Source organism: Streptomyces sp. NBC_00386 (assembly GCF_036063235.1).
In the GTDB taxonomy this organism is placed as follows: Bacteria; Actinomycetota; Actinomycetes; order Streptomycetales; family Streptomycetaceae; genus Streptomyces.
The window spans coordinates 4618833-4643133 of record NZ_CP107950.1 but is presented as its reverse complement, the minus strand read 5'-3'; the positions used below and the strand labels follow the sequence as shown (position 1 = coordinate 4643133).

The 24301-nt window shown below is 69.5% G+C and carries 20 protein-coding genes, 1 tRNA gene and 1 pseudogene; 16 read left to right on the top strand and 6 right to left on the bottom strand.

Going from position 1 to position 24301, the window contains the following annotated elements; translation table 11 throughout:
- The first annotated feature begins 21 nt into the window (after window positions 1-21).
- From OG780_RS20410 to OG780_RS20355, 12 genes are all read left to right on the top strand, one after another.
- The gene (locus OG780_RS20410) at window positions 22-447 is read left to right on the top strand and encodes a phage tail protein (protein WP_261704786.1); all 426 of its coding nucleotides are present in this window, start codon (window positions 22-24) and stop codon (window positions 445-447) included.
- 58 nt (window positions 448-505) lie between these two features.
- The gene (locus tag OG780_RS20405; RefSeq protein WP_326786600.1) at window positions 506-1225 is read left to right on the top strand and encodes a CIS tube protein; all 720 of its coding nucleotides are present in this window, start codon (window positions 506-508) and stop codon (window positions 1223-1225) included.
- The gene (locus OG780_RS20400; RefSeq protein WP_328450227.1) at window positions 1222-3045 is read left to right on the top strand and encodes a VgrG-related protein; all 1824 of its coding nucleotides are present in this window, start codon (window positions 1222-1224) and stop codon (window positions 3043-3045) included. The genes OG780_RS20405 and OG780_RS20400 overlap by 4 nt, the downstream gene beginning before the upstream one ends.
- Before the next feature lie 60 nt (window positions 3046-3105).
- Window positions 3106-3423 carry a PAAR domain-containing protein gene (locus OG780_RS20395; protein WP_328450225.1) on the top strand — a complete coding sequence of 106 codons (318 nt, stop codon included), beginning with the start codon at window positions 3106-3108 and terminating at the stop codon, window positions 3421-3423.
- 112 nt (window positions 3424-3535) lie between these two features.
- A complete protein-coding gene (locus OG780_RS20390) occupies window positions 3536-3958 on the top strand; it encodes a GPW/gp25 family protein (RefSeq protein WP_261704782.1) in 423 nt (140 codons plus the stop codon).
- Window positions 3958-5931 carry a putative baseplate assembly protein gene (locus OG780_RS20385; RefSeq protein ID WP_328450222.1) on the top strand — a complete coding sequence of 658 codons (1974 nt, stop codon included), beginning with the start codon at window positions 3958-3960 and terminating at the stop codon, window positions 5929-5931. Before OG780_RS20390 ends, OG780_RS20385 begins: the two co-directional genes overlap by 1 nt.
- On the top strand, window positions 5928-6491 hold the full coding sequence (locus OG780_RS20380) for a phage tail protein (protein ID WP_328450220.1): 564 nt from the start codon (window positions 5928-5930) through the stop codon (window positions 6489-6491). The genes OG780_RS20385 and OG780_RS20380 overlap by 4 nt, the downstream gene beginning before the upstream one ends.
- Before the next feature lie 12 nt (window positions 6492-6503).
- Complete coding sequence (locus tag OG780_RS20375; protein WP_328450218.1) at window positions 6504-6884, top strand: hypothetical protein; 381 nt, start codon at window positions 6504-6506, stop codon at window positions 6882-6884.
- A gap of 466 nt (window positions 6885-7350) precedes the next feature.
- The gene (locus OG780_RS20370) at window positions 7351-8052 is read left to right on the top strand and encodes a zinc ribbon domain-containing protein (RefSeq protein ID WP_328450216.1); all 702 of its coding nucleotides are present in this window, start codon (window positions 7351-7353) and stop codon (window positions 8050-8052) included.
- A 928-nt stretch (window positions 8053-8980) separates the two neighbouring features.
- Entirely contained in the window at window positions 8981-10993 is a 2013-nt protein-coding gene (locus tag OG780_RS20365; protein WP_443062182.1) for a YncE family protein, read from the top strand.
- An 807-nt stretch (window positions 10994-11800) separates the two neighbouring features.
- Window positions 11801-12931, top strand: a complete 1131-nt coding sequence (locus OG780_RS20360) for a hypothetical protein (protein WP_328450212.1) — start codon at window positions 11801-11803, stop codon at window positions 12929-12931.
- A gap of 457 nt (window positions 12932-13388) precedes the next feature.
- On the top strand, window positions 13389-13955 hold the full coding sequence (locus OG780_RS20355) for a GNAT family N-acetyltransferase (RefSeq protein ID WP_328450210.1): 567 nt from the start codon (window positions 13389-13391) through the stop codon (window positions 13953-13955).
- 351 nt (window positions 13956-14306) lie between these two features.
- Here the strand turns inward: OG780_RS20355 and OG780_RS20350 are convergent, their stop codons facing one another.
- Complete coding sequence (locus tag OG780_RS20350; protein ID WP_328450208.1) at window positions 14307-15236, bottom strand: alpha/beta hydrolase; 930 nt, start codon at window positions 15234-15236, stop codon at window positions 14307-14309.
- A gap of 109 nt (window positions 15237-15345) precedes the next feature.
- Here OG780_RS20350 and OG780_RS20345 point away from each other — a divergent pair, with 109 nt between their 5' ends.
- A complete protein-coding gene (locus tag OG780_RS20345; RefSeq protein ID WP_328450206.1) occupies window positions 15346-15792 on the top strand; it encodes a MarR family winged helix-turn-helix transcriptional regulator in 447 nt (148 codons plus the stop codon).
- A gap of 151 nt (window positions 15793-15943) precedes the next feature.
- Here the strand turns inward: OG780_RS20345 and OG780_RS20340 are convergent, their stop codons facing one another.
- Window positions 15944-16441 carry a hypothetical protein gene (locus OG780_RS20340; protein ID WP_328450204.1) on the bottom strand — a complete coding sequence of 166 codons (498 nt, stop codon included), beginning with the start codon at window positions 16439-16441 and terminating at the stop codon, window positions 15944-15946.
- A gap of 319 nt (window positions 16442-16760) precedes the next feature.
- Here OG780_RS20340 and OG780_RS20335 point away from each other — a divergent pair.
- A pseudogene (locus tag OG780_RS20335) lies at window positions 16761-16958 on the top strand (integrase); the annotation flags it as partial.
- An 89-nt stretch (window positions 16959-17047) separates the two neighbouring features.
- Here the strand turns inward: OG780_RS20335 and OG780_RS20330 are convergent.
- Window positions 17048-17121 (bottom strand) — tRNA-Gly (locus OG780_RS20330).
- Between the two features lie 500 nt (window positions 17122-17621).
- On the opposite strand from OG780_RS20330, the gene dcd reads away from it, so the two are divergent.
- Together dcd and OG780_RS20320 are read left to right on the top strand one after the other, a co-directional pair.
- Window positions 17622-18197: a dCTP deaminase gene (gene dcd / locus OG780_RS20325; protein ID WP_328450202.1), complete on the top strand. Its 576-nt coding sequence runs from the start codon at window positions 17622-17624 to the stop codon at window positions 18195-18197.
- 10 nt (window positions 18198-18207) lie between these two features.
- Window positions 18208-18705, top strand: coding sequence for a phosphoribosyltransferase (locus OG780_RS20320; RefSeq protein ID WP_328450200.1), 498 nt, complete (start codon window positions 18208-18210; stop codon window positions 18703-18705).
- Between the two features lie 106 nt (window positions 18706-18811).
- Here the strand turns inward: OG780_RS20320 and OG780_RS20315 are convergent, their stop codons facing one another.
- From OG780_RS20315 to OG780_RS20305, 3 genes are all read right to left on the bottom strand, one after another.
- Window positions 18812-19861 carry a Yip1 family protein gene (locus OG780_RS20315; RefSeq protein ID WP_328450198.1) on the bottom strand — a complete coding sequence of 350 codons (1050 nt, stop codon included), beginning with the start codon at window positions 19859-19861 and terminating at the stop codon, window positions 18812-18814.
- Window positions 19862-19975: 114 nt separating this feature from the next.
- Complete coding sequence (locus OG780_RS20310; protein ID WP_328450196.1) at window positions 19976-21469, bottom strand: FG-GAP and VCBS repeat-containing protein; 1494 nt, start codon at window positions 21467-21469, stop codon at window positions 19976-19978.
- A 458-nt stretch (window positions 21470-21927) separates the two neighbouring features.
- Window positions 21928-24204, bottom strand: coding sequence for a (Fe-S)-binding protein (locus tag OG780_RS20305; RefSeq protein ID WP_328450194.1), 2277 nt, complete (start codon window positions 24202-24204; stop codon window positions 21928-21930).
- Window positions 24205-24301 lie beyond the last annotated feature (97 nt).

The following is a 24301-nucleotide window of genomic DNA, read 5'->3' as shown; positions in this document are numbered from 1 at the left end:
GCCGGAACGGATGACGGACGAATGACGGACAACATCTTCGCGACGAGCGTTTTCTTCCGGCTCGCGATCGGCGGCAACGACCTGGGCGCCTTCCACACCTGCTCCGGCATGGGCGCCGAGGTGGAGATGGAGAGCTACGCCGAGGGCGGCAACAACGGCTTCACCTGGCAACTGCCCGGACGCGTGACCTGGTCGAACATCACGCTCACCCGGCCGGTCACCGCCGACACGGCGAAGATCGCCCGCTGGCTCGACGAGACGCTGAAGCGGGTGGAGCCCAAGGACGGCGAGATCGTGGCCCTGAAACCGGACCTGACGAAGATCATCAGCTGGCAGGTGTTCGGGATCGTCCCGGTGCGCTGGCAGGGGCCGTCCTTCGACCCCGCCAGTTCGCAGGCCGCGGTGGAGACCCTGGAGATCGCCCACGAGGGGCTGCGCCCGTCCTGACACGCCCTCATCGACCAGTTCCCCAGCACGTATCGGCCCCCGGAAAGGAGGTCCCGCCATGTCATCAGCGCGCGCCAGTCGGGCCAGGGCCAAGCTGACCCTGAAGGAGCCCCCGGCGTCGGTCGGCGCGAAGCCCGGCGGGACCGTCGCACAGCTCGACCTCCAGTTCAACCCCTCCACCCTGCAGTTGAGCAAGACCACCGAGTGGCGGCGCTCCCCGTCCCGGATGGCGGGGCAGTCGGCACTGCCCGAGTTCGTCGGCAGCGGCCCGCGCACGCTGAGCCTCGAGGTGTTCCTGGACGCCACCGCCCGGCACGACAACTCCGTGGAGCAGGCGGTGGAGAAGCTGATGAAGGCGTGCGTGCCGACCCCGGCCAGCCTGGGCCGCAAGAAGCCGGCCAGCCCGTGGGTCCGGTTCACCTGGGGCACCGCCCGGACGACGTCGTTCGACGGGGTGCTCTCCAGCCTGTCGGTGTCGTACACGCTGTTCGACGTCGACGGCAGGCCGCTGCGGGCCACCTGCGCGCTGTCGATCGAGGAGGCGAGCGTCGACCCGCCGGGCCAGAACCCGACGTCCGGCTCGCGCACCGCCCGCAGTACGCACACCGTGGTGGCGGGCGACAGCCTGGCCATGCTGGCCTGGCGGGAGTACGGCGACGCGACGGCCTGGCGGGTCATCGCGGAGGCGAACGGAATCGACGACCCGATGGCGCTCGCGCCCGGCACCGAACTGGTGGTGCCGGGGCTGCGGGACGCGGACGGTGAGGAGGAGCGATGACCGCCGAGGCAAGGGGCCGGTTGTTCGCGGCGGACCCCGTGGTGGAGACGCCCGCCGAACTCCCGCAGATCTGGGCCGCCCAGCTGGTCAGCTGTGTGGTGGACGAGAACGTGGGCCTGCCCGACGCGGCACAGCTCACCTTCCGCGACCCCGACCACGAGTTCCTGCAGGCGACCGGCATCACCATCGGCACCCCGCTGAAGGTGTCGGTGGTGACCGTGTCCGGGCAGGCGCGCGAGCGGCTGTTCAACGGCGAGGTGACGGCCCTCGAACTGGACCGGGACAGCACGGGCTCGTTCACCGTGGTGCGCGCCTACTCCAAGGCGCACCGCCTCCAGCGGGGCCGGAAGGTGGTGGCGTACCGGAACATGACGGCGTCGGCGATCGTCCGCAAGGTGGCCGCCGGGGCCGGGCTGGCCTGCGGCACCGTGCAGGCCGCGCCGGTCACCTACAAGCAGCTCTCGCAGGCGAACGTGTCCGACTGGGACTTCCTGCAGTTCCTGGCGGGGGAGAGCGGCGCGCTGGTGCGCGTCGACGACAAGGGGCTGCTCCAGTTCACCAAGCCGGTCAAGGCGTCCGGCGCGCCCGCGCCGTCGACCTCGTCGTCCCGCGACCCGATGGTGCTGGAGTACGGGGCGAACCTGCTCGCGCTGCGGGCCTCGCTGTCGGCGGCGGACGGGGCGTCGCAGGTGGAGGTGCGCGGCTGGGACGTCACCACCAAGAAGCCGCTGGTGTCCCGGCAGCCGTCGGTGATCAGTGACACGGTGGTTCCGGGCCTGAGCCCGGCGCTCGCGGCCGCCCGGTTCGGCAAGTCGGCGAAGCTGACCGTCACGGACACCCCGTACCGCACCCTGTCCGAGACGACCGCGGCCGCGGACGCGGTGTCCGATCAAGTCAGCGCTGGTTTCGGTGAGTTGGAGGCGGTGGCCGAGGGAAACCCGCAGCTGCGGGCGGGCAAGCCCGTGGCGCTCGGCAACGTCGGGCAGGCGTTCTCCGGCAAGTACACGGCGACGGCGGTGCAGCACGTCCTCGAACCGCACGGCGGGTACCGGACGACGGTGTGGGTGAGCGCCGGCCCGGACCGCTCCCTGACCGGCCTGGTGACCGGCGCCGACGCGCCCGGCCGCGGCTCGCGCCTGCCGGGCCTGGCGATCGGCGTGGTGACGGACATACGCGAGACCGGCGGCGCCGAGAACGGCTCGGTGAAGCTGAAGTTCCCCTGGCTGGACGACACTTACACCACCGACTGGGTGCGCACCGTGCAGTGGGGCGGCAAGGGCGGCGGAGGCGTGTTCAGCCCCGAGGTCAACGACGAGGTCCTGGTCGGGTTCGAACAGGGTCTGCTGGACAGCCCGTACGTCATCGGCGGGCTCTACAACGGCGTCGACAAGCCGTCGCCCCACAAGGTCCCGCTGATCGACAAAGCCACCGGAAAGGTCAACCGCCGCTCCGTCGTGTCGCGTTCGGGACATCGGATGGAGCTCCTGGACGCGAGGGCTCCGGGCCAGTCCGGCCTCAGGCTCGTGAGCGGTGACGAGCGCCTCGAAGTAAGCCTCGACCAACGGCGGGGCCGGATCGAGCTGACGGTGTACGCCGGGAAGGGCAGACAGCCCCTCACCTCCGTCCTGCTCGACAAGAAGGGCATCACCCTGGACGCGGGACGGGGCGACGTGAGCATCTCGGGCGGGAACGTGGACATCCAGGGCCGGGTCGGGGTGAAGATCGGCGGCCGCACGGTGAGCGTCACCGGCAGCTCCGACGTCACCGTCGACGGCGGTCTGCTCGGCGTCCTCAAGGCCAAGCTCATCCGGATCAACTGAGGCTCGACACCGTGACCAGCGAATGAGGATCGACACCGTGACCAGCGAAAGGAGCACCGCATGCCGGCCGCAGCCCGTACCGGTGACCCCACCAACCACGGCGGCGTGATCGCCACCCCGCCGCCCGGCGCCGCCGCGGCGGTGGCCCGGGTGCTGATCGGCGGCCGTCCCGCCGCCGTCGTGGGCAGCCTGCACGCCTGCGTCATTCCCCCGCACGCGCTCCTGGGACCGGGCAACGTGATCATGCCCGACCTGGCCGGGCTCGCCTCGGGCCAGGTCCTCATCGGCGGGCTGCCGGCCGCGCGGGCGCGCGACAAGACGACATGCGGCGCGATGATCGTGACCGGCGCCCTCAACGTCCTGATCGGGGGCCTGTGATGAGCGAGCGGTTCGATCGGCGTGGGTGTCCGCTCCCGACGCGGGCCGGGCGCCCCGCGTGCGGTGGCGTGGTCCTGCCCGGCGCTCCGGGCGTCCGGACCGGGAGCGTGTCATGAGCGACCGGTTCATCGGCCGGGGCTGGGCGTTCCCGCTGCGGGTCGGGCCGACCGGCGGGATCGGCATGGTCGAACGGGAGCGGGAGATCGAGGAGGCGATCCGCCTGGTACTCGGCACCGCACCCGGCGAGCGCCCCATGCGCCCTGAGTTCGGCTGCGGCATCCACGACTACGTCTTCGCCCCCGGCGACGGCGCCACCGCCGGACTCGTCGCACAGCAGGTGCGCGAGGCCCTGGAACGGTGGGAGCCGCGCATCGCGGTGGACGACGTGGTGGTCGCCTACGACGCCGTCGAGGCCGGAACCCTCTACATCGACGTGCGCTACACCATGCGTTCCACCAATGACCGGCGCAACCTGGTCTTTCCCTTCTACACGATCCCCTCCGAGGAGGGGGCCGAGGAATTGGTCGCCGACTGATGGCCCTGCCCTCCCCCAACCTGGACGACCGGCGGTTCCAGCAACTCGTCGACGAGGCGAAGCGGTACGTGCAGCAGCGCGCCCCGGAGTGGACCGACCACAACGTCTCCGACCCGGGCGTCACCCTGATCGAGACGTTCGCCTACCTCGTGGACCAGTTGCTGTACCGGCTGAACCGGGTCCCGGACAAGAACTACACCGCGTTCCTCGACCTGTTGGGCATCCGGCTGTTCCCGCCGGCCGCGGCCGCGGCCGAGGTCGACTTCTGGCTGTCGGCGCCGCAGCCCGACACGGTGACGCTGACCCCGGGCACCGAGGTGACCACCGCGGGCGGCGAGGGCGACGAGGCCGTGGTGTTCACGACCGTGGACGAACTGCGCATCGTGCCCAGCGAGTTGGTACGGCTGGTGACCGCGCCCCGGACCGGTGAGCAGACCGACCGGACCAGGACGCTCGCCGAGGCCGGCGACGTACGGTGCTTCCAGCCGGCACCGGAGCCGGGCGACGCGCTGCTGTTCGGCCTGCCGACGGCGGTACCGCGCTGCGTGGTCGCCGTACAGCTGGACAGCCGCACGGAGGGCGTCGGCGTGGACCCGCGCCAGCCCCCGCTGGTGTGGGAGGCGTGGGCCGGCGGCGGCTGGCAGGTGTGCGAGACCGGTGAGGACACCACCGGCGGCCTGAACCGGCCCGGCGAGGTCATCGTGTACGTACCGGCCGGGCACACGGCGTCGGTGATCGGCGGGACCCGGGCCGGCTGGCTGCGCTGCCGCGTCACCGAGCCGGAACCGGGCCAGCCGTTCTACTCGGAGTCCCCGACGGTGCGCGAGGCGGCGGTGTTCACCGTGGGCGGCACCATGTCCGTCGAGCATGCCGAGACCGAGACCGACGTACCGCTCGGCACCTCGGAGGGGGTCTCCGGGCAGACGTTCCGGCTCGGCCGCCCGCCGGTCCTCCTCGACGGCGAGCCCCCCGTGGTGGAGGTGTCCTCGGAGGAGGGCTGGCAGCGCTGGGAGGTGGTGGAGCACTTCGGCCGCTCCGGCCCCGCCGACCGGCACGTCCGCGCCGACGCCACCACCGGCGAGTTCAGCTTCCCGCCGGTGCTGCGCGAGCCGGACGGCACGCTACGGCAGTGCGGTGCCGTGCCGCCCAAGGGCGCCCAGATACGGGTGGCCCGCTACCGCACCGGCGGCGGACCGGCCGGCAACGTCGCCCGCGGCGCGATCTCCGTGCTGCGCAGCTCCGTTCCCTACGTCGCCCGGGTCGTCAACCGGGAGGCGGCGCTCGGCGGTGTCGCCGGCGAGACCATCGACAACGCCAAGCTGCGGGCACCGGACGCGCTGCGGATGCAGGAACGCGCGGTGACCGCCGAGGACTACGAGATCATCAGCCGTCAGGCGGCACCCTCGGTGCGCCGGGTCCGCTGTCTGTCCGCGGCGGAAGGCGCGGGCGCGGTACGGGTCCTGGTGGTGCCGGACGCGGTGGCCGACGAGGGCGACGACCGGCTCCGCTTCGAGCAGTTGATCCCCTCCGACCAGGTGCTCGAAGCGATCACCGCGAGCCTCGACGAACGGCGCCTGATCGGCACCCGCCTCGTCGTGGAGCCACCGGCCTACCAGGGCGTCACCGTGGTGGCCCGGCTCGCGGCGGCGCCGGGCGACACCGACCGGGTGCGCGACGCGGCGCTCGCCGCGCTGTTCCGACACCTCAACCCGCTGCACGGTGGTCCGGACGGCACCGGGTGGCCCTTCGGACGGCCGGTGCAGTACGGCGACGTGTTCGGCGTGCTGCAACGCGCCACCGGCAACGCGCTGGTGGAGGAGATCCTGCTGTTCGCCGCCGACCCGATCACCGGGCGGCGAGGAGCACCGACGGACCGCGTCGACGTGGCCGCGGGCGCGCTGGTCTTCTCCTACCAGCACCAGGTGGTCGTCACGGCGGTCGGGCCGGACGCGGGGACAGGGATCCGGGGATGAGCCGCGCCGCCGTACCCGGCCTCCCCAGCCAGTACCCGATCGGCGGGCAACTGCCCGCCCTGTACGCCGACGACGACTTCGCGCAGCGGTTCACGTCCGGCCTCGACACCGTCCTCGCCCCGGTGTTCGCGACCCTCGACAACCTGCCCGCCTACCTCGACCCTCGGGTGGCTCCGAGCGACTTCCTGGCCTGGCTGGCGTCATGGGTGGGCGCCGCCGACCACCCGCAGTGGCCGGTGGAGCTGCGCCGCGAGGCGGTGGTCCGCGCGGTGGAGCTGCACCGGTGGCGCGGCACCAGGCGCGGCCTGGTCGAGGGACTGCGGCTCGCGCTCGGCGTGCACGCCGAGGTGAGCGGGGACGGCGGCGCGGCGTGGTCGAGCACCGCCGGTACCGACCTGCCGCCCGAGCCCCCCGCCGAGACCCTGGTCCGGGTGTGGCCGGGCCGCGAGGCGCGGGTGGACGAGCGCCGGGTCCACGAGGTCGTCCGGGCCATGTGCCCGGTGCACACCGTCTGCCGGGTGGAGATCCTGCCCGGCCCGCCCACCGACGAAGGGAGGTGATGTCATGCGCGCATGTCCCGTGTGCGGGGCATCCAACGGCTCCACGGACGACTTCTGCGGCAACTGCGGTTCGTACCTGGGCTGGTCGGACAGTACGTCGCCTTCGGGTACGCCTGCGGAGCCGTCGCCTTCGGGTACGCCTGCGGAGCCGTCGCCTCCGAGTACGCCTGCGGAGCCGCCGGCATCGAGTACGCCTGTGCCCCGGCCCACGGCTTCAGAGCCGCCGGTATCGAGCACACCTGCCGAACCCTCGGCGGCACCGGATACCACCCGGCCCGAGCCGCCGGCCGCCGCTCCGGCGCCCTCGTCACCCCCGGCCGAGGAGCCGGCGTCCGCCGCGCCCGCCCGCGGTTCGTCGCTGCGCACCCGGCTGACGGGTCGCGGCCGCGGTGAGGAGCGGCGGGCGAGCACGGCGTCGGCCGCGGGCTCACGCGACCGCGACGGCGATGGCGCGGGCTCACGCGACCGCGACCGCGAGGGTGAGGGCGCGGGCTCCGGGACCACCTCCGGCCAGTACGGGGAGACGGCAAGCCCCGCACCCCGGCCCGGCCCCGACGATGCCGGTGCCGAGCTCTCCGCTCCCGCCCCCCGCCCGACCACCCGCGAGGCCTCCCACACCGATGAGGCCGCCCCCACGAGCACGGCGCCCGCGGCCCCTTTCCCCCACCCTGCTCCGGCCACTCCACCCGCTCCGGCCACTCCACCCGCTCCGGCTCCTCGGAACTCGCCGGGCCCCCGCCCCCCGGTCGTCCCCACCCCCACCCCCGACACGCCGACTCCCGCGCCCATCCAGCCCGTACGCCCCGCGAAGCCGGTGGCCCCCCGCCCGGTCGTACGCCCCGCAGAGGTCCCCGACGAAGTGGCAGGCGCCCCCTGCCCCTCCTGCGGCACCCCCAACCCGCCCGGCCGCCGGTTCTGCCGGCGTTGCGCCACCGCGCTGAACCCCGCCGCGAAGCCCGAACCGCTGCCGTGGTGGCGGACCGTGTGGCCGTTCCGCCGTCGGGTGCGGGCGGGTTCGGGCAGGGCGGTGCGACTCCTGGTGATCCTGGCCGTGGTGGTGGCGCTGTGCGCCGGCGCTCTCCTGCTGCTCCCGGCCGGGCGTGCCCTGTTCGAAGACACCCGGGACAAACTGGGCAAGCCCGAGCCCGTGACCCCGGTGGGCGTCAGGGCGAGCGCCGAGATCCACGGGCACCCGGCGAAGAACACCACGGACGGACTGAGCAACAGCTACTGGGGCGCGCCCGCGCCCGGCGCCTCGGTGACCTACACCTTCGGCAAGCCGTTCCGGATGGTCGACCTCCTCATCACCAACGGCCCGTCCAAGAACCCGGAGGACTACCACAGCCAGGCACGCGCACTCCAGATGGACCTGGAGGTGACGACGTCGGACGGCGAGCGGCAGAACAAGCGGCTCACCCTCAGCGACAGACCGGGCGACCAGACGATCCCCACCGGGATCAGCGACGTGAAGACGGTACGCCTGACCCTGCGCTCGCCCGTCGGCCTGACTTCGGGCCGGCAACTGGCCCTCGCGGAGGTGGAGTTCTTCCAGCGGAGCTGACTCGACGCCGATGGCGAACGGCCCTACGAGGACTGCTCGGCCGGCCCGTCCGTGACAGGCCGGCGAGCGCGGCTCCGGCGGCCGTACGCCGCCTGGGCCGCCTTCTGGGCATCACCGGCCGGCACGCGAAGGCCGAGGTCGGGGTTCTTCCGAGCGGGCAGACCGGTGCGGCCTCGACGCGACCGCACGCCAGGAAGCTGCTGCCGTGCCAGTAGAGGGCACCGATGATCCGGACGAACACCGTTCTGGCACGGATCCGGCACGCGGCGAGTGATCACAGCGGACAGCAAAAAGGCCCGGGTCGATGACCTGGGCCTCTGTCATGGAGCGGGTGACGAGAATCGAACTCGCACTCTCAGCTTGGGAAGCTGAGAGCATCTAGGGCTTGCTCTCGGACTGACCTGCGGTGGAGGAACGCAGGCGCGCTGTAGACGGCAGATCGGTTCCCTGCTGTTCCCCGTGGTTCCCCGCACGATCTGGCACAGGTCTGGCACGACCTCTTCGTCCCGAACTATGGGCGGGACGGTCGTTGAGGTCTGCTCGGCAGATCACGTGGGTGTTCGGAGACATTGACGGCCGACTGCGGTCGTGGTGGTTGCTGTACAGCCCCGCTGTACTGCGGTCGGGGCCTGGGGCACTCTCCTGCCGCACCGCTGGGCACTGCTGTGATTCAGCAGCCGTTGAGTGCCGTCCCTGGGCATCGTCGGTCGCGTGTCTGAAAAGTGCTTCGGACACCCACGGCTGGCCGCGATCTACGACCCGCTCGACTCCGATCGCAGTGATCCGAGTGCGCGCCTGCGAAGGTGTCCGGCTTCTCGGCAGCAACCGGCGGGACCTGCGGAAACTTGCGCAGGTGTGCCGTGCAACCCTGAAGGGTCTCCAGGGGTCTTGTGGGCGGTCTTGTCTTCCTAGTGGGGGTTGTATCACTGTGCGTGTGCGCAGCATTTCGGCCGTGACGGCGCTCGCGGTCGCTTTCAGTTCTGTCGCCCTGATCGGGTCGGTCGCGGGTCCTGCCGTCGCCGACAGCAGCGCCGCACTGCCCATCAGGTCCAGCGGCGACATCATCGTGGACGGCGTTCACCAGCGGGTCTTCATCAGTGACCCGTCGGGAGGCAAGGTCGTCGCCACCGACTACAACGGCACCGTCATCGGGACGGTCACCTCGCTGCCGGGGGCTGACGGCCTGGAGCTTTCCGCCGACTCGGCAACGCTCTACGTCGCCGTGCCGGGAACTGATGAGATCGTGGCCATCGACACGGCGACCCTCACCAAGGCCGGGCGGTACGCGACGGGCGACGGCACAGATCCGCAGCACCTGGCGCTCGCGGGCGGCAAACTCTGGTTCGGCTATGGCGGCATCGGTCACGGCAACATCGGCTCTCTCGACCTGTCCGGCGGGCAGGCGCGGGTTTCGCTCGCCCAGGAGGCCGAGGGGACTTGGAAGGACGCGCCCCTGCTGGACTCGGCACCCGGCGCTCCCAATACCCTGGCGGCGGGCTCGCGCCAGTACTACTTCACCCTCGGAATCTATGACGTGTCGTCCGGCACGGCCGGCCGGACCGCGTTCCTCGGCGGTCAGGACGCAGCCATCGGCGGCACTGCGGAGGACCTGGCGCTCACCCCGGACGGCACAGAGCTCGTGGTGGCCAGCTCATCACGCGACTTCCAGCAGGTCTACCGGACATCGGACTTGTCGGAGACCATCAGGTATCCGAGCAGCTACTGGGAACAACGGTCGGTGGACGTCGCGCCGAACGGCCTCGTCGCGATGGGCACCGACACGTACGCCTCCTTCAACCTCCCCCAAGTATCCATCTACAAGCCGGGCGGCACGGCACCGAGGCGGACCTCCAATTTCACCGACGAACAGGGTGGAGTCGCCCAACAGACCTTGCTCGACCACGGCGACCTCGCTTTCGCGCCGGACAGCAGCCGGCTCTTCGCGGTCACACGCGACCTCCAGAGCTATTACCGCCTGCGCGTTGTCACCGACCCCGCCAAGGCCGTCACCACCATGACGGTGAACGCCCCGGCGACCGCCGTCCGTGCCAAGTCGCTGACCGTCTCCGGCAAGGTCACGAACACGCTCGGGCTGCCCGCGGGGGCCACCGTCGCAGTCACCCGAACGGACCTGGAGTCCCCGAACGGCAAGGCGCTCCCGGCCGCGACGGTGAAGGCGGACGGGACCTTCTCCTTCACCGACACCCCGCCCGCGGGCAGCAAGGTCACGTACAAGGTCTCCTATGCCGGCGGCGCCGATCGCACGACTGCCTCCGCCTCGGACACAGTCGAGGTCTCCCGGACCTCGCCGACCCTGACCGTGAACAAGAACGGCACCGTCTACGACTACGCCAGCAACGTGACGTTCACCGCCCACCTTGGCACGACGTACAAGAACCGGACGCTCTCGCTCTACGCGGACACCGCGGGCGACGGCAAGGGCAAGTACCTGGTCAAGACTGGCACGGTCAACAGCGCGGGCAACCTGGCGGTCACCTTGCCCCTGAAGCGCGACACCACGGTGAGCGCGTCCTTCTCCGGCGACGCGCGGACCGCCCCGAAGACGGCCTCCAGCTGGGTGGGCGCGAAGGTCAAGGTGTCGCTGAGCCTGAGCCGCCACTACAAGACGGCCACGGTCAACGGGTACACCAAGTACTACTTCCGGAAGACGACCAACCCGCTTTTCACGACCACGATGACGGCCTACCCCAGCCGCGCGCAGAAGCTGGAGTTCCAGATCTACTCCGGCGGAGCCTGGCGGTCGGCGGGATACAACTACTTCAACCTCGACTCAACGGGCAAGTCGGTGGTGCAGCTGGGCGGCACGCACCAGACCGGCTACACGATGCGCGTGCGGTCGTCCTACATCAACAACTCCTCGAACGACACCGTGAACTCGACCACGAACGGCTCCTGGAAGTACTTCACCTTCACCAGCTGAGACCGCCCACCCCCCAGGCCCGGCGCATCCGATGACGCGTCGGGCCTCGGGATGTGACGATCGGGCTGGATCGGATGTCCGAGGGCAGGGCAACGAGACGGCTGAGCGAAGCAAATGACCCCTTGCCTGCGGGAAGGCCGCAGGCAAGGGGTCATTGATGATGCGGGTTACTTCTTCCTGCCCTGGGTCTTGCCGGAGATCTCGGCGGCCTGCTTTTTCGCAGCTCAGGGACGGTGGGCTTGTACGCTTGGCCGTCGTGTTAGTCGTCATTGGCCGCTGTTGAGCAACGTCGGACGGCCCAGAGACGGCCCAGGCGCGCGCTGACTGACGGTCCGCACCCCCGATGCGCGCCCTCTGAACCTCAGCCGAAGACAGTCAGCCACGGCGGCGTGTGCGCCGACCGATCAGGCGCGCGTATGCCTCCCTGCACCCCCACCAATCCCAGCCACGCTATCGCCCGTCGACCAGCGCATACCTCGACAGCCGATCCGGGACGACGATGCCGGAGCCATCAGCTTGGGAGGCTTGGGTCGTCCGGAGGCGGATACCCGGATAACCTGCCGGCGAAAAGGCAACGAGGCCTGACCGGCCGGCGCCCTGTTTTTCGCCAGCCTCCGTCGTTCCCTGCACTCTCTGGCGCGACGTCCTCGGCCATGAACTCCCGCTTCGCCCTCCCTCGCACGTTGGGGGGCCCGTGGCTTTCGTCGGTGTCCGCCGCTTCACCGCCCAGCTGATCCATGCCGCTTGATCTTCGTGAAACGATGCGGCAACCGTGGCAGGGGGCGGTCCAACGACATGGGGGGTTCCATGACATCCATACCACCGAGATCCCGGAGTGCTGCTCGCAGAACAGCGCTCGTTCTGGCGGCAACAGCGACCGGCGGGCTGTTGTTCGCGACTCCGGCACGAGCTGCTTACGACGACACCGAGTTCCGCAGCGTCTCCATCAACAACGGCAAGCCGATCGTCCTGGGCACGACCGACTCGGTGACGGTGCCGGTCAGCGCCCAGATCTACGACGATTCCGGGGGCATCGACACCATCGACGCGGCCGTGGCAGGCACCTTCCTCGAAGGTCCCGTGGACCACAACATGACATGCGTGCATACCACCGCCACCGTGTCCACCTGTACCGGGACGGCGATTCTCTACCCAGGGGGCAATCCCGGACGTATCGGGCTGCGGGTATCGGGCTATGCATATGACGGCGGCTACTACCTGGAGTCCACCCTTTACCCGCAGTACGAGAACCTGCCGGGTAACAATGCGCTGCTGCTGATGAAGACTGGGCTGGCAGCGATGAATGCCACTCCTGAGCCGGCCCGTAAGGGCGGTACCCTCACCTTCGCCGGTCGCCTGACACGTCCTGACTGGCACGCCACAGAAGTGGATGGTTCGACGAAGGCTACGGTCGGATATCCAGACCAGCCGGTGAAACTGCAGTTCAAGAAGAACGGCGCTACGTCCTACGCCACTGTCAAAACAGTCACCTCAGGGACGGACGGCAAGCTGAAGACGACCGCTACGGCGAACAACTCGGGCTCTTGGCGCTGGCTGTTCGCCCAGAACACCACGTCTTCCTCTGCCGCGTCGACGGACGACGCTGTCACGCTGTTGAAGGCGTCGAAGCTGACAGTAAATGCTGGCCCGGAACCCGTAGCGAAGGGTGCCAGACTGACGGTTGACGGCCGCCTCACCCGCGCGACGTCGGACGCGGCCACAACGTTCACCGGCTACGCGAGCCAGCCTGTGAAACTGCAGTTCAGGAAAACGGGCAGCAGCACATACACGACGATCAAGACCGTCCGCACGGACGCAACAGGCCGCTTGAGCACTACGACGACGGCCAACGCTACAGGCTACTGGCGATGGTCATACGCAGGGAACGACACAGTGGCCTCCGTCAATGCCACGGCAGACGGAGTCTCTTTGAAGTGAGCTCCATTGCCCCACCCGGTACCAGAAAGCTCACGAGCTTCGGCCGAGGGTGACCTCCTGTGTAGAGACCGACGGCCCCGGACCAAGATCGGTCCGGGGCCTTTTGGCTGGTGCCCCGGCAGGATTCGAGCCTGCGACACCCGCTTTAGGAGCGAGGTTGGGCCATGCCTTGGCTGACCTGCGACATCATCGCCTGTGCTGGTGTCGGTCTGAGATGCCATCAGGCACCGGGATTCCCCGTGGCTCCCCGCTCCATCTGGCACGGTTGTGGCACGGGCCGACCGGCGAGTTGGTGGCCACCGCGGTGGCCTTGCATCCCTCGCGTCCGGTGAAGCAAGTGGGTCACGACATCGAAGCAGCACCTACTCAGCACCTCGCGGACGCATGCCTCTACCGTGATGCATTTGGAGTGCATGGCCGCCTGCGCCTGCACATCGGCTGAGGTGGCAGGGGCGATATGAGCGACATTTGGGTGGGCGAGAAGGTGCGCTTGCGGGGCGTCGAGCCGGACGACTGGGAGAGCTTCCGCGCGTTTGCCCAGCACACCGTCGACGTTCGCAATGCGGATCTCGTCGAGCCGCCCCGCTCGGGGGAGAGTTTCCGGTCCTGGACCGCCGAGCGTGCTGGACGTGCACCAGGAGGCGAATCCTTCCGGCTGGTAATCGAGACAGTAGCCGATCAGACCTTCGCAGGATCTGTGACGGTCGGGGAAACCGACCCCCGCGCAGGACGATTCAAGACAGGGATTGCGATCACCCGCGATCATCGCGGCAACGGTTACGCTACGGAAGCCACTGAGCTGATCCTTACCTACATGTTCGCCGAGCAGCGGTACAACAAATGCGAAGTCGAGGTCTACGCATTCAACGATGCCTCGCTCGCCCTCTATCGCAAGTCCGGCTTTGTCGAAGAAGGACGGCTGCGGCAGCACGAATTCTTCGCGGGCAGCTACCACGACCTCGTGCTGATGGGCATCACTGCCGACGAACACTGGGCCGCTCACCGACGCCCGTCAGTGCGCTGACCGGCAGGGCAGCCTGATCACGACAGGGGCACGGCCGGCTTGTGGCCGACGACGGCGAGAGGTTGGCTCCGAGGCTTTGGGCGGGAGCTGCCATGGGGCGAGTGATCATGGCCCCTTGAGCTTCCGGCGAGTCGGGCAGTATGTGGACCTGCCCGGTAAAGCACGAGGTTGGGGCCATGACCTTCGAGGCTCGCCCCAAAGTGGCTGCGTAAAGCCGTGGAGCCGACCGCCCCAGCCAGATCGGGTGTCCCCCCTCACGCCCGCAGCTCGCTAATGAAGTTGAACCCGTGATGTCGGCGACGGTGCTCCTGTGGCCGTCGCCGACATCACGGGGAGGCCGCCGGGTCGGTGTCAGTGGACCGGTTCGAGATGGTCGGCGCCCGGGCGGGTGGCGCTCAGGTGGGCGGTGAGGAAGCGGGCGGCGCGGTCGAGTGCGGCGTCCGCCTCGTCGAGGCGGCCGTAGTGGTGCTGGAAGACGTGGGGGAGGCCGGGGCCGACTTCGAGTGTGACCTCGACGTCGTCGGCGCCCGCGCGGCCGGCCAGTCGGACCGCGTCGTCGAGGAGTACCTCGTTCGCCCCGACCTGCACAAGGAGTGGGGGCAGTCCGGTGAGGTCGGCGAACACCGGGCTGGCCAGGGGATGCGACCGGTCGCCTGCGCCGACGTAGAGATCGGCGCAGGCGCGCACGTCGGCCGCTGTGAAAATGGGGTCGGCGCCCTCCTTGGAACGGATGCTTCCGCCTGTGAGGGTGAGGTCGGTCCAGGGGGAGAAGACGACCACGGCGGCTGGTTGCGGCAGCCCGGCCTCCCGGGCGGCGAGCAGCGTGGCGATGCTCAAGCCGCCTCCGGCGGAGTCACCGGCCATGACGAGGTCCCGTGGGTCGGTGCCCGACGCCAGCAGCTCGCGGTAGGCCGCGAGCCCGTCGTCGAGAGCCGCGGGGAACGGGTGCTCGGGCGCCAGCCGGTAGTCCACCGACGTCGCGCGCAGCCCGGTGCGGCGGGCCAGTTCACCGACCAGCCCTGCGTGGGTGTCTGGTGAGCCGACGACGTAGCCACCGCCGTGCAGGTAGAGCAGCCGGCCGCGGCCGGAGGCTCCGGCCGGTTCCAGCTCCAGGGCCGGCCGCCCGCCCAGGACGGTCCTGCGGGTGACCACGTCCTCCGGCGCGGGGCGGGTGAGGGCCGCGGCGAAACCGCTGCGCTGCTCCTCGGGAGTGGGCTGCTTCTCGCTGCGGGGGGCGGAACGGAGTATGGCGTCCAGTGCGTCGCGCTGCTGTCGGGACATGTGGGGCCTCCATGGGTCGGGGTGCGAGGATGGATTCCTGGGAATCCACCTGCCCGCCTCAACCGGATTCCAAGGAAGATGATTCCCAGGAATCTACTGGAAGGCCAATGTGAGCCACATCACCCCGATCTTCATCGACCTGGTCCGCGTCGAGACCCGGCTCTACAACGCGGTGAGCGCCCGGCTGCGCGCCGAACAAGGGCTGGGGCTGGGACAGTTCGAGTTTCTGGAGATCATCGACCGCGTGCCGGGGTGCCGTGTGCTCGACATCGTCGGCGAACTGGCGATCACTGTGGGGGCCGTCAGCAAGGCGGTCGACCGGCTGGTGGCTGCGGGCTGGTGCCTGCGGGTCGCGCACCCCCAGGACCGTCGCTCGTCCGTCCTCCGCCTCACAGCCGCGGGTGAGGAGCGGTTGGCCGCCTCCCGCCCCATTGTCGAAAGCGAGCTCATCTCACTGACCGCGGCGGTTCCCCCCGACGACCTGGCCCGCATCGGCTCAACCGTGGCCAGCCTTCGCGCAACCCTCGAGGCGGGCCCCCACGGCCGGCCGGAATGACGGGACATGGCCCGCGAATGACAGCCGACCTCCCAGAGTCGAGTGACACTGTTTGGCCCCGCAAGGCCGACATCACGAATTCAACTTCAAGCCAGTAAAGAAGATTGTTGCTCGGCAGCCGGCAGACGCTGGTGATCACGGGCCGGTCGGGTCAGAGCGGCGGATCTTCGGTCCAGCCTTCGGTGTTGCTCGTGCCTGAACGCCGTGAGGAGCTGTCCGGCGATAGGTCGGTGTCGCAGAGCAGGAAAGGATTCCGTCGGCCCTCCAGCCCTGAGGAGTCCTCGTCCCATGCGTCGAGGGCATCGATGGCCCGTTCCCGGTGCTGCCAAAGCTCGCTGGTTCCGAGCACCTGACGGACCGGGGGAACCAAGACTGCACGGTGGTGCCGCAACCGGACGTCGTCCAACAGTGGGATGCATGCGGCGATCGCCGCTTCGCTTACGTGGCGGTCGACGTCGTGGAGGCAGGGGACGGCGACTGAGAACAGAAGCGGTCGCATCTCCTGCATGGCTACGGCCGGCGGGTGATCGTCGAGAGGGAATCCGTACTGCCGGTGTATGGCATCAGCCGCGTCGGTCACCTCGTTGGCGACCGATCCGATCCGATCCAAGCCGATCCGATCCAAGCCGGCAGCTCGGCGCGCATACATCCGGGAAAGGCTCCTCGGATCTTGTCGACCGGAAGCAGCGTCCTCGGATCGGAGAGGATCGAGGCTACGTACCGGGCCGTGGGCACCGTCGCCTCATGGATCGCGTTCTGGTGGTGCAAGACGCCGTGCAGGTCGCCCAGTGCCTGGGTTCTCACGCCCTGATCGGTATCCGGTAGCGCGATCAGCATCTCGGGTGCATCCGAGGCTGGTCCATAAGCATGTTGCGGCGCAGCCCAGTTGGGTCGGGTGACCATCCCGTGGGCACTGGGCAGGGCGGAGTCGGCCGGAAGCCCATGGTCGTCACTCACGTGATGCGCCACAGCGGGGCGCCACCCTCAAGGACGCGATGGTCCGCGCCGGCCAGTCCTCCGAGAAGGCCGCGCTGATCTATCAGCACTCCGACGACGGGCGGCAACGGGACGTGGCGGCCGGGCTCGACGACATGGTGCGTGCCGAGCGGGCGAAGCACCACGACGACGACCGGGCGCACCACAAGGAGGACTCCACAGGCACCTAGTCGGTCGTTATGGTGCGGTTGTGGTGCGCGCCCCGCTCATCGGTTTGGGCAACAAAGAACCCCCGGGTCATCGACCTGGGGGTTTCACATGGAGCGGGTGACGAGAATCGAACTCGCACTCTCAGCTTGGGAAGCTGATGTTCTACCACTAAACTACACCCGCGTAAGACGCCGGTTTCGGCCGGTGTCGAATGCTCGCTCACTGTACCTCATGCCCGACCACCGGCGTCGAAGCCGCGGGGCCCGTTCGCGTTTCGGAGGGTGGACGCGGCTGCGGGAGACGGGAGTTGGGGCGTACGGTGGGGACGTTGAAGTGGGTCCCGGCGGGGTCGGAGTGCCGCCTGGAGAGCCATCCCTTTCATCCCGTAATGTGGCTTCGCGGTCAGGGCATCAGCCTGACGCGGCTCTTGGGGAAGGGACTCTGGGACTTGATGGAGCGCACCGTCGTCCGTTGTGCCGAGGGGCACGTGTTCAGCACCGCTTCGTTCCCGATGCAGCAGGCCGAGCGGCTCGGCCCCGGCCGGCTGCTCCGGTGTCCACGGTGTGCCCGGCTCCGCAGTGTGGTGCCGGTGGCCTTGGAGAAGACAGTGTCGGAGCGCTAGTACGAGCGCGCGGGGCCGTCACGATTGTGGTGGCTCCGCCCGCCTTGCGTATCCTCAGGACGTGCTTCTCTCAGACAAGGACATCCGGGCCGAGATCGACGCCGGGCGGGTCCGGATCGATCCCTACGACGAATCCATGGTGCAGCCGTCGAGCATCGACGTGCGCCTCGACCGCTACTTCCGGGTGTTCGAGAACCACCGCTACCCCCACATCGACCCCGCGGTCGAGCAGGCGGATCTCACGCGGCTCGTCGAGCCCGAGGGTGACGAGCCGTTCATCCTCCACCCCGGAGAGTTCGTCCTCGCCAGCACGTACGAGGTCATCTCGCTGCCCGACGACCTTGCGTCACGGCTTGAGGGCAAGAGCTCGCTGGGACGGCTGGGCCTGGTCACCCACTCCACCGCCGGGTTCATCGACCCCGGGTTCTCCGGGCACGTCACCCTCGAGCTGTCCAACCTCGCGACCCTGCCGATCAAGCTGTGGCCGGGGATGAAGATCGGGCAGCTGTGCATGTTCCGGCTCAGCTCGCCGGCCGAGTTCGCGTACGGCAGCGACCGGTACGGCTCCCGTTACCAGGGCCAGCGCGGGCCGACGGCCTCGCGGTCCTTCCTGAACTTCCACCGCACCCAGGTCTGAGGCGATACCCATGTCTCCCGTGCGCGAGAACCTCACTTACGAAGGGTTCGGCGTCGCCGTACGCGAACTCGCCCGGACCATCGCCGCCGACGGGTACGAGCCGGACATCGTGCTCTCCATCGCCCGGGGCGGCGTCTTCGTCGCGGGTGGGCTCGCCTACGCCCTCGACTGCAAGAACATCCACCTGGTGAACGTCGAGTTCTACACCGGGGTGGGGACGACGCTGGAGATGCCGGTCATGCTGGCCCCCGTCCCCAACGCGATCGACTTCTCCGACAAGAAGGTCCTGATCACCGACGACGTCGCCGACACGGGCAAGACACTCAAGCTCGTGCACGACTTCTGCGTCGGCGAGGTCGCCGAGGTCCGCAGCGCCGTGATCTACGAGAAGACCCAGTCGCTCGTGAAGTGCGAGTACGTCTGGAAGCGGACGGACGAGTGGATCAACTTCCCGTGGAGCTCCGAACCTCCCGTCGTCCGGCGGTCCGGGCAGGTGCTCGACGCGTAGGCGCGGCATGCGCCCATGACGGTTCGCGGTCATGTGACGTGAGAGGGACCCCCGGCGGTGTGCCGGGGGTCCCTCTTTGTCGGTTCCGGGGGTGTGCCCTACGGCGTCAGAACGTGCCGAGCTTGATGATCGACAGGATGGCGATCAGCTGGATGGAGGACGCGGCGAGGGCCTTCGGCCAGGGAAGGTCGTGGGACTTGCCGACCATCAGGGTCAGCAGGGCGCCCGCGGCGACCCAGGTGATCCAGCCGAGGAGCTTGACGAAGGATGCGTCGCCGCCGAGGAACATGGCGAGGAGCAGCCGCGGGGTGTCCGTGATGGACATGATCAGCATGGAGAGGCCGACCGTGGGCTGCCAGGCACCGTCGCCGCCGAGCTGGCGGGCCAGGGTGTGGGTGACCACGCCCAGGACGAACGTGCTGAGCACGAGGGCGACAGCGGTCGTCAGGACGATCGGGACGGCGTTGGAGAGGGTCGCGTTGATGGCGTCCTCGCGGGCGCCGTCGAAGCCGAAGACCGCCAGCAGGCCGTAGAGGAACGTCACGATCAGGGCCGGGGCCCACATCGTGTAGTCGCGCATCTGGAGGAAGGTCCGGTTCGGGGCCGTCACTATGCCCTTGAGCAGGTCCTTCCAGTGCAGCCTGGGGCCGACCGGCGGAGCGGCCGCCTGACCCGCCCGGTAGACGTCCCCCTGGTTGTAGGGGTCCTCGCCGATCGAGAAGGCCTGGGTATGGCCGGGGCTGTTCGCGGCGTACGGGTCCGGGCCCTGCTGCGGGTGACCGTCGCCGAAGTACTCCGGCTCGCCGTGCCCGCCGGCATGTCCGCCGCTCTGGGGCCAGCCGCCCTGCTGCCCACCGCGGTAGGGCTGACCGCCCTGCTGTCCGCCGTACGGCTGCTGTCCCCCGTACTGCGGCTGCGATGGCGCGGGCGGATAGCCGTACGGCTGCTGCCCGCCTCCCTGGGGGGACTGCTGTCCACGTCCCTGGGAGGACTGTCCGTACGACGGTTGTTGTTGCGGTCGCCCTTGCGAGGCACGGTTGTCCCGGCCCCCGCGTCCGATCCTGAATCCAGCCACGTCATCGAACGTACCTGGTCCCGGAGAGTGACGTGGCGGAGCCGGGGCAACGGGCCCGGCATTGGGTCCGAGCTGTGACATCCCCTAAGGGGCACCGCGAGCGGGGCCCCTACGGGAGGGTCTGTTCGACGGAATGCCACGTGGAGGGGCCGTCCGGGGACGGTCGGCCCCTCGGCGGCGGTCAGTCGGCGGCGGTCAGTCGGCGAAGACGGCGCCGAACTGCGGGGTGCCCGATGTCGAGACGCCCGACGTGCTCGGCGAGACGGTACGGGAGCCGGTCGTGGTGATCTTGCCGCCGCTGGAGGGCAGGTAGGTGACCGCGCCGTCGGCGGCGTTCTCGTACGAGCCGACGATCAGGTCGGCCCTGCCGTCGCCGGTGACGTCGTCGAGCTTGACGTCCGCGCCGAACAGGTCGCCCTTCTCGTCGCTGCCGGGGACACCCGCGGTGCTCTGCGCGAACGCCTGGGTGCCGGAGGAGACGTTGATGCCGGCCGCGGAGCCGTACAGGACGGTGACCATGCCGGTGTTGGTGACGCCGCCGATGTCCTCGTTCGGGGCCGAGACGACCAGGTCCTGGTAGCCGTCTCCGTTGACGTCGCCCATGTCCAGGTCCCAGCCGAAGCCGTCGCCCTTCTCCGAGGTGCCCGGGACGCTGCCGCTGTTCTGGGTGACCCCGGTCGTGCCGGCCGGGCCGGACGCCGAGCCGTAGGTGATGTTCACCTTGCCGCCGTTGGCGGAGTCCGGGACGGGGGTGCCGTCGTCCAGGGCGGAGTCCCAGCCGGCGCCGCTGACGATGTCGCCGAAGCCGTCGCCGTTGATGTCGCCGATGCCGGTGACGATGCCGGGCTTGAGGGCCTTGGCGGACGCCACGCTCAGACCGCTCGCCGTGCCGGGTACGTAGTAGTTCGTGTTCCAGCCGTAGTCGGAGTTCGTCTCGAAGCCGTCGACGATCAGGTCGGTCCTGCCGTCGCCGTTCACGTCGCCCGCGGTCAGGCTGAGCGGGCCGTAGGGGTTGTCGTTGGTGCCCGACACGATCGGGGGCTTGATCGTCGTACGGGCGCCGGGGGTGCCGGCCGTGGTGAAGCCGCCCTTGTAGACGTAGACCGTGCTCGCGGAGCTGCCGACGGCGAGGTCTGCCTTGCCGTCGCCGTCGAAGTCGCCGGCGGCCAGGTCCTTGCCCCAGTAGTCGTGCGAGGAGGGGGCCGGGTCCGGGACGCCGACGCCCTTGCCGGTGAGACCGCTCGCGGAGCCCCACAGGATGGCGAGGCCGCCGCCGTTGGTGTCGGTGCCGACCTTCTCCGACGGGGAGGCGACGGCGAGGTCGTCGTACCCGTCACCGTTGAAGTCCGCGTACGCCGACTCGGCGCCGAAGGCGTCGCCGGCCTCGGCGGTGCCGGGCACGCCGGTGGTGTTCTGGCTGATCGTGCTGCGCTTGGCGGACGAGACGCCGGTGGCCGTGCCGTAGAGGGCGACGATCTGGCCGGCGCCCGCGTGGCCGCTGACGTAGGCGCCGTGGGCCGAGAGGGCCACGTCGCCCTTGCCGTCGCCGTTGAAGTCGGCCTGCGGGACCGTGGTGGAGTCCGCGGCGGTCGCGGTCGCGGCCGAGAAGGTCAGAAGACCGCCCGTCAGAGCGGCGGCCGTCGCCGTCGCGAGGGCGAGACGCACGTGGTGCGGGTGACGCATGTGCATGCGGGATTCTCCTGCGGCATGCGGGGACGCTGGGCACACGTCCCCTGTCAATAGGGATCCGAGCGTCTGTGTTTGCCTGGAGTTGTCCGGCAGTTCACTGGCCGATCGGCGAACAGGAGACCGCTGGTGGGCCTCAAGGGTTGTACGTGAGTTCGGTTGTTTCCGTGGACAGATTTCGCAGACAGGTTCCGCGGACGGCATCGGTGGACGGCATGCGTCGCCAGGTCGCGTGGACGGTATCCGCGCTCGGGTCCGGTGGACGGCGGCCGCGGCCCGGGGCGAGGGCGCGCGGGGGCCGGGACACGGCGACACCCCCGTGCTCCGCGGAGCACGGGGGTGTCGGTCGTACCGATCCGGACCGGGCCGGTCGGCTGTGCCTGACGGCCGGGTCAGGCGGCTGTGTCAGACATACGTGTCGTCGGACGGTCGTGCGGGACCGCCGGGCCGGACGGGGCCGGCTACTTCACCGGCTCCGGCTCCGGCTCGCTCTCCGACTCGGCCGCGCCCGCCGGGGGCTCTTCCTCGACCGGGGTCCTGACGGATTCGAGGAGGAGCTGGGCGACGTCGACGACCTGGACGGACTCCTTGGCCTTGCCTTCGTTCTTCTTTCCGTTGACCGAGTCGGTCAGCATGACGAGGCAGAACGGGCAGGCGGTGGAGACGATGTCGGGGTTCAGCGACAGAGCCTCGTCGACACGCTCGTTGTTGATGCGCTTGCCGATCCGCTCCTCCATCCACATCCGCGCGCCGCCGGCGCCGCAGCAGAAGCCGCGTTCCTTGTGGCGGTGCATCTCCTGCTGGCGCAGGCCCGGGACGGCGGACATGATCTCGCGCGGGGGCGTGTAGATCTTGTTGTGCCGGCCCAGGTAGCACGGGTCGTGGTACGTGATCAGACCCTCGACCGGGGTCACCGGCAGCAGCTTGCCCTCGTCGATGAGGTGCTGGAGCAGCTGGGTGTGGTGGATGACCTCGTAGTCACCGCCGAGCTGCGGGTACTCGTTGCCGATCGTGTTGAGGCAGTGCGGGCAGGTGGCGACGATCTTCTTCGCCGTCTTCGGCTTCTTGGTGGACTCGTCCTCGTCGTCCTCGCCGAAGGCCATGTTCAGCGCCGCGACGTTCTCCATGCCGAGCTCCTGGAACAGGGGCTCGTTGCCGAGACGGCGGGCGGAGTCACCGGTGCACTTCTCGTCGCCGCCCATGATCGCGAACTTGACGCCCGCCATGTGCAGCAGCTCCGCGAAGGCCTTCGTGGTCTTCTTGGCCCGGTCCTCCAGGGCGCCGGCGCAGCCGACCCAGTACAGGTACTCGACCTCGCTGAGGTCCTCGATGTCGCGGCCGACGACGGGGATCTCGAAGTCGACCTCCTTGGTCCACTCGAGGCGCTGCTTCTTGGCCAGACCCCAGGGGTTGCCCTTCTTCTCCAGGTTCTTGAGCATCGTGCCCGCCTCGGACGGGAACGCGCTCTCGATCATCACCTGGTAGCGGCGCATGTCGACGATGTGGTCGATGTGCTCGATGTCGACCGGGCACTGCTCGACGCAGGCGCCGCAGGTGGTGCAGGACCACAGGACGTCCGGGTCGATGACGCCGTTCTCTTCCGCGGTGCCGATCAGCGGGCGCTCGGCCTCGGCGAGGGCGGCCGCGGGGACGTCCTTGAGCTGCTCCTCGGACGCCTTCTCCTCGCCCTCCATGGTCTTGCCGCCGCCGGCCAGCAGGTACGGGGCCTTGGCGTGCGCGTGGTCGCGCAGCGACATGATGAGGAGCTTGGGGGAGAGCGGCTTGCCGGTGTTCCAGGCGGGGCACTGCGACTGGCAGCGGCCGCACTCGGTGCAGGTGGAGAAGTCGAGCAGGCCCTTCCAGGAGAACTGCTCGACCTGGGAGACGCCGAAGACGTCGTCCTCACCGGGGTCGGTGAAGTCGATGGCCTTGCCGCCGCTGGTCATCGGGAGCAGCTCGCCGAGGGCGGTCGCGCCCTTGGCGTCGCGCTTGAACCAGATGTTGGGGAAGGCGAGGAAGCGGTGCCAGGCGACACCCATGTTGGTGTTCAGGCCGACCGTGATCGCCCAGCCCATGGTGACGCCGAGCTTGATCATGGCGGTCAGGTAGACCAGGTTCTGCAGCGTTCCGTAGCTCAGGCCCTTGAAGGCGGCGACCAGGGGGTACGAGGCCCAGTACGCGGCTTCGTAGTGGTCGACACCGTGGATCGCGCCTTCCAGGCCGCGCAGGGTCATGATCGCGAGGCCGATGACGAGGATCACGGCCTCGACGAAGTAGGCCTGGCCGGTCTTGGAGCCGGCGAAGCGCGACTTGCGGCCCGGCTTCGACGGCCGGTTCAGCTGCCGTACGGCGATCAGTACGAGGATGCCGAGCGTCGTGAACAGGGCGATGAACTCGGTGTAGAGCTCGTACGGAAGCCAGCCGCCGAGGACGGGAAGCGTCCAGTCGGCCTTGAAGAGCTGGCCGTAGGCCGTGACGATCGTCAGGCCCAGGGTCAGGAAGCCGACGGCCACGAACCAGTGCGCGACGCCGATGATCCCCCACCGGTTCATACGGGTGTGGCCGACGAATTCCTTGGCCAGCGTGACGCTGCGGGCCTTCCAGTCGTCGGTGCGGCTGCCGGCGGGTACGGGCTGGCCGAGCTTGATGAACCGGTAGATCTGCGCGACGGCCCGTGCGATCAGGGCGACGCCGACCACGGTCAGGACCAGCGACACAATGATCGCGGCGAGTTGCATTCGGGGGCTCCTCGGGCCTGCGAGGTGTTGCTTCGAGGGTGACCTCGAAGGTGATTACTAAGCGGTAACTTATGCAGTCCGTCTGAGACTACCCACT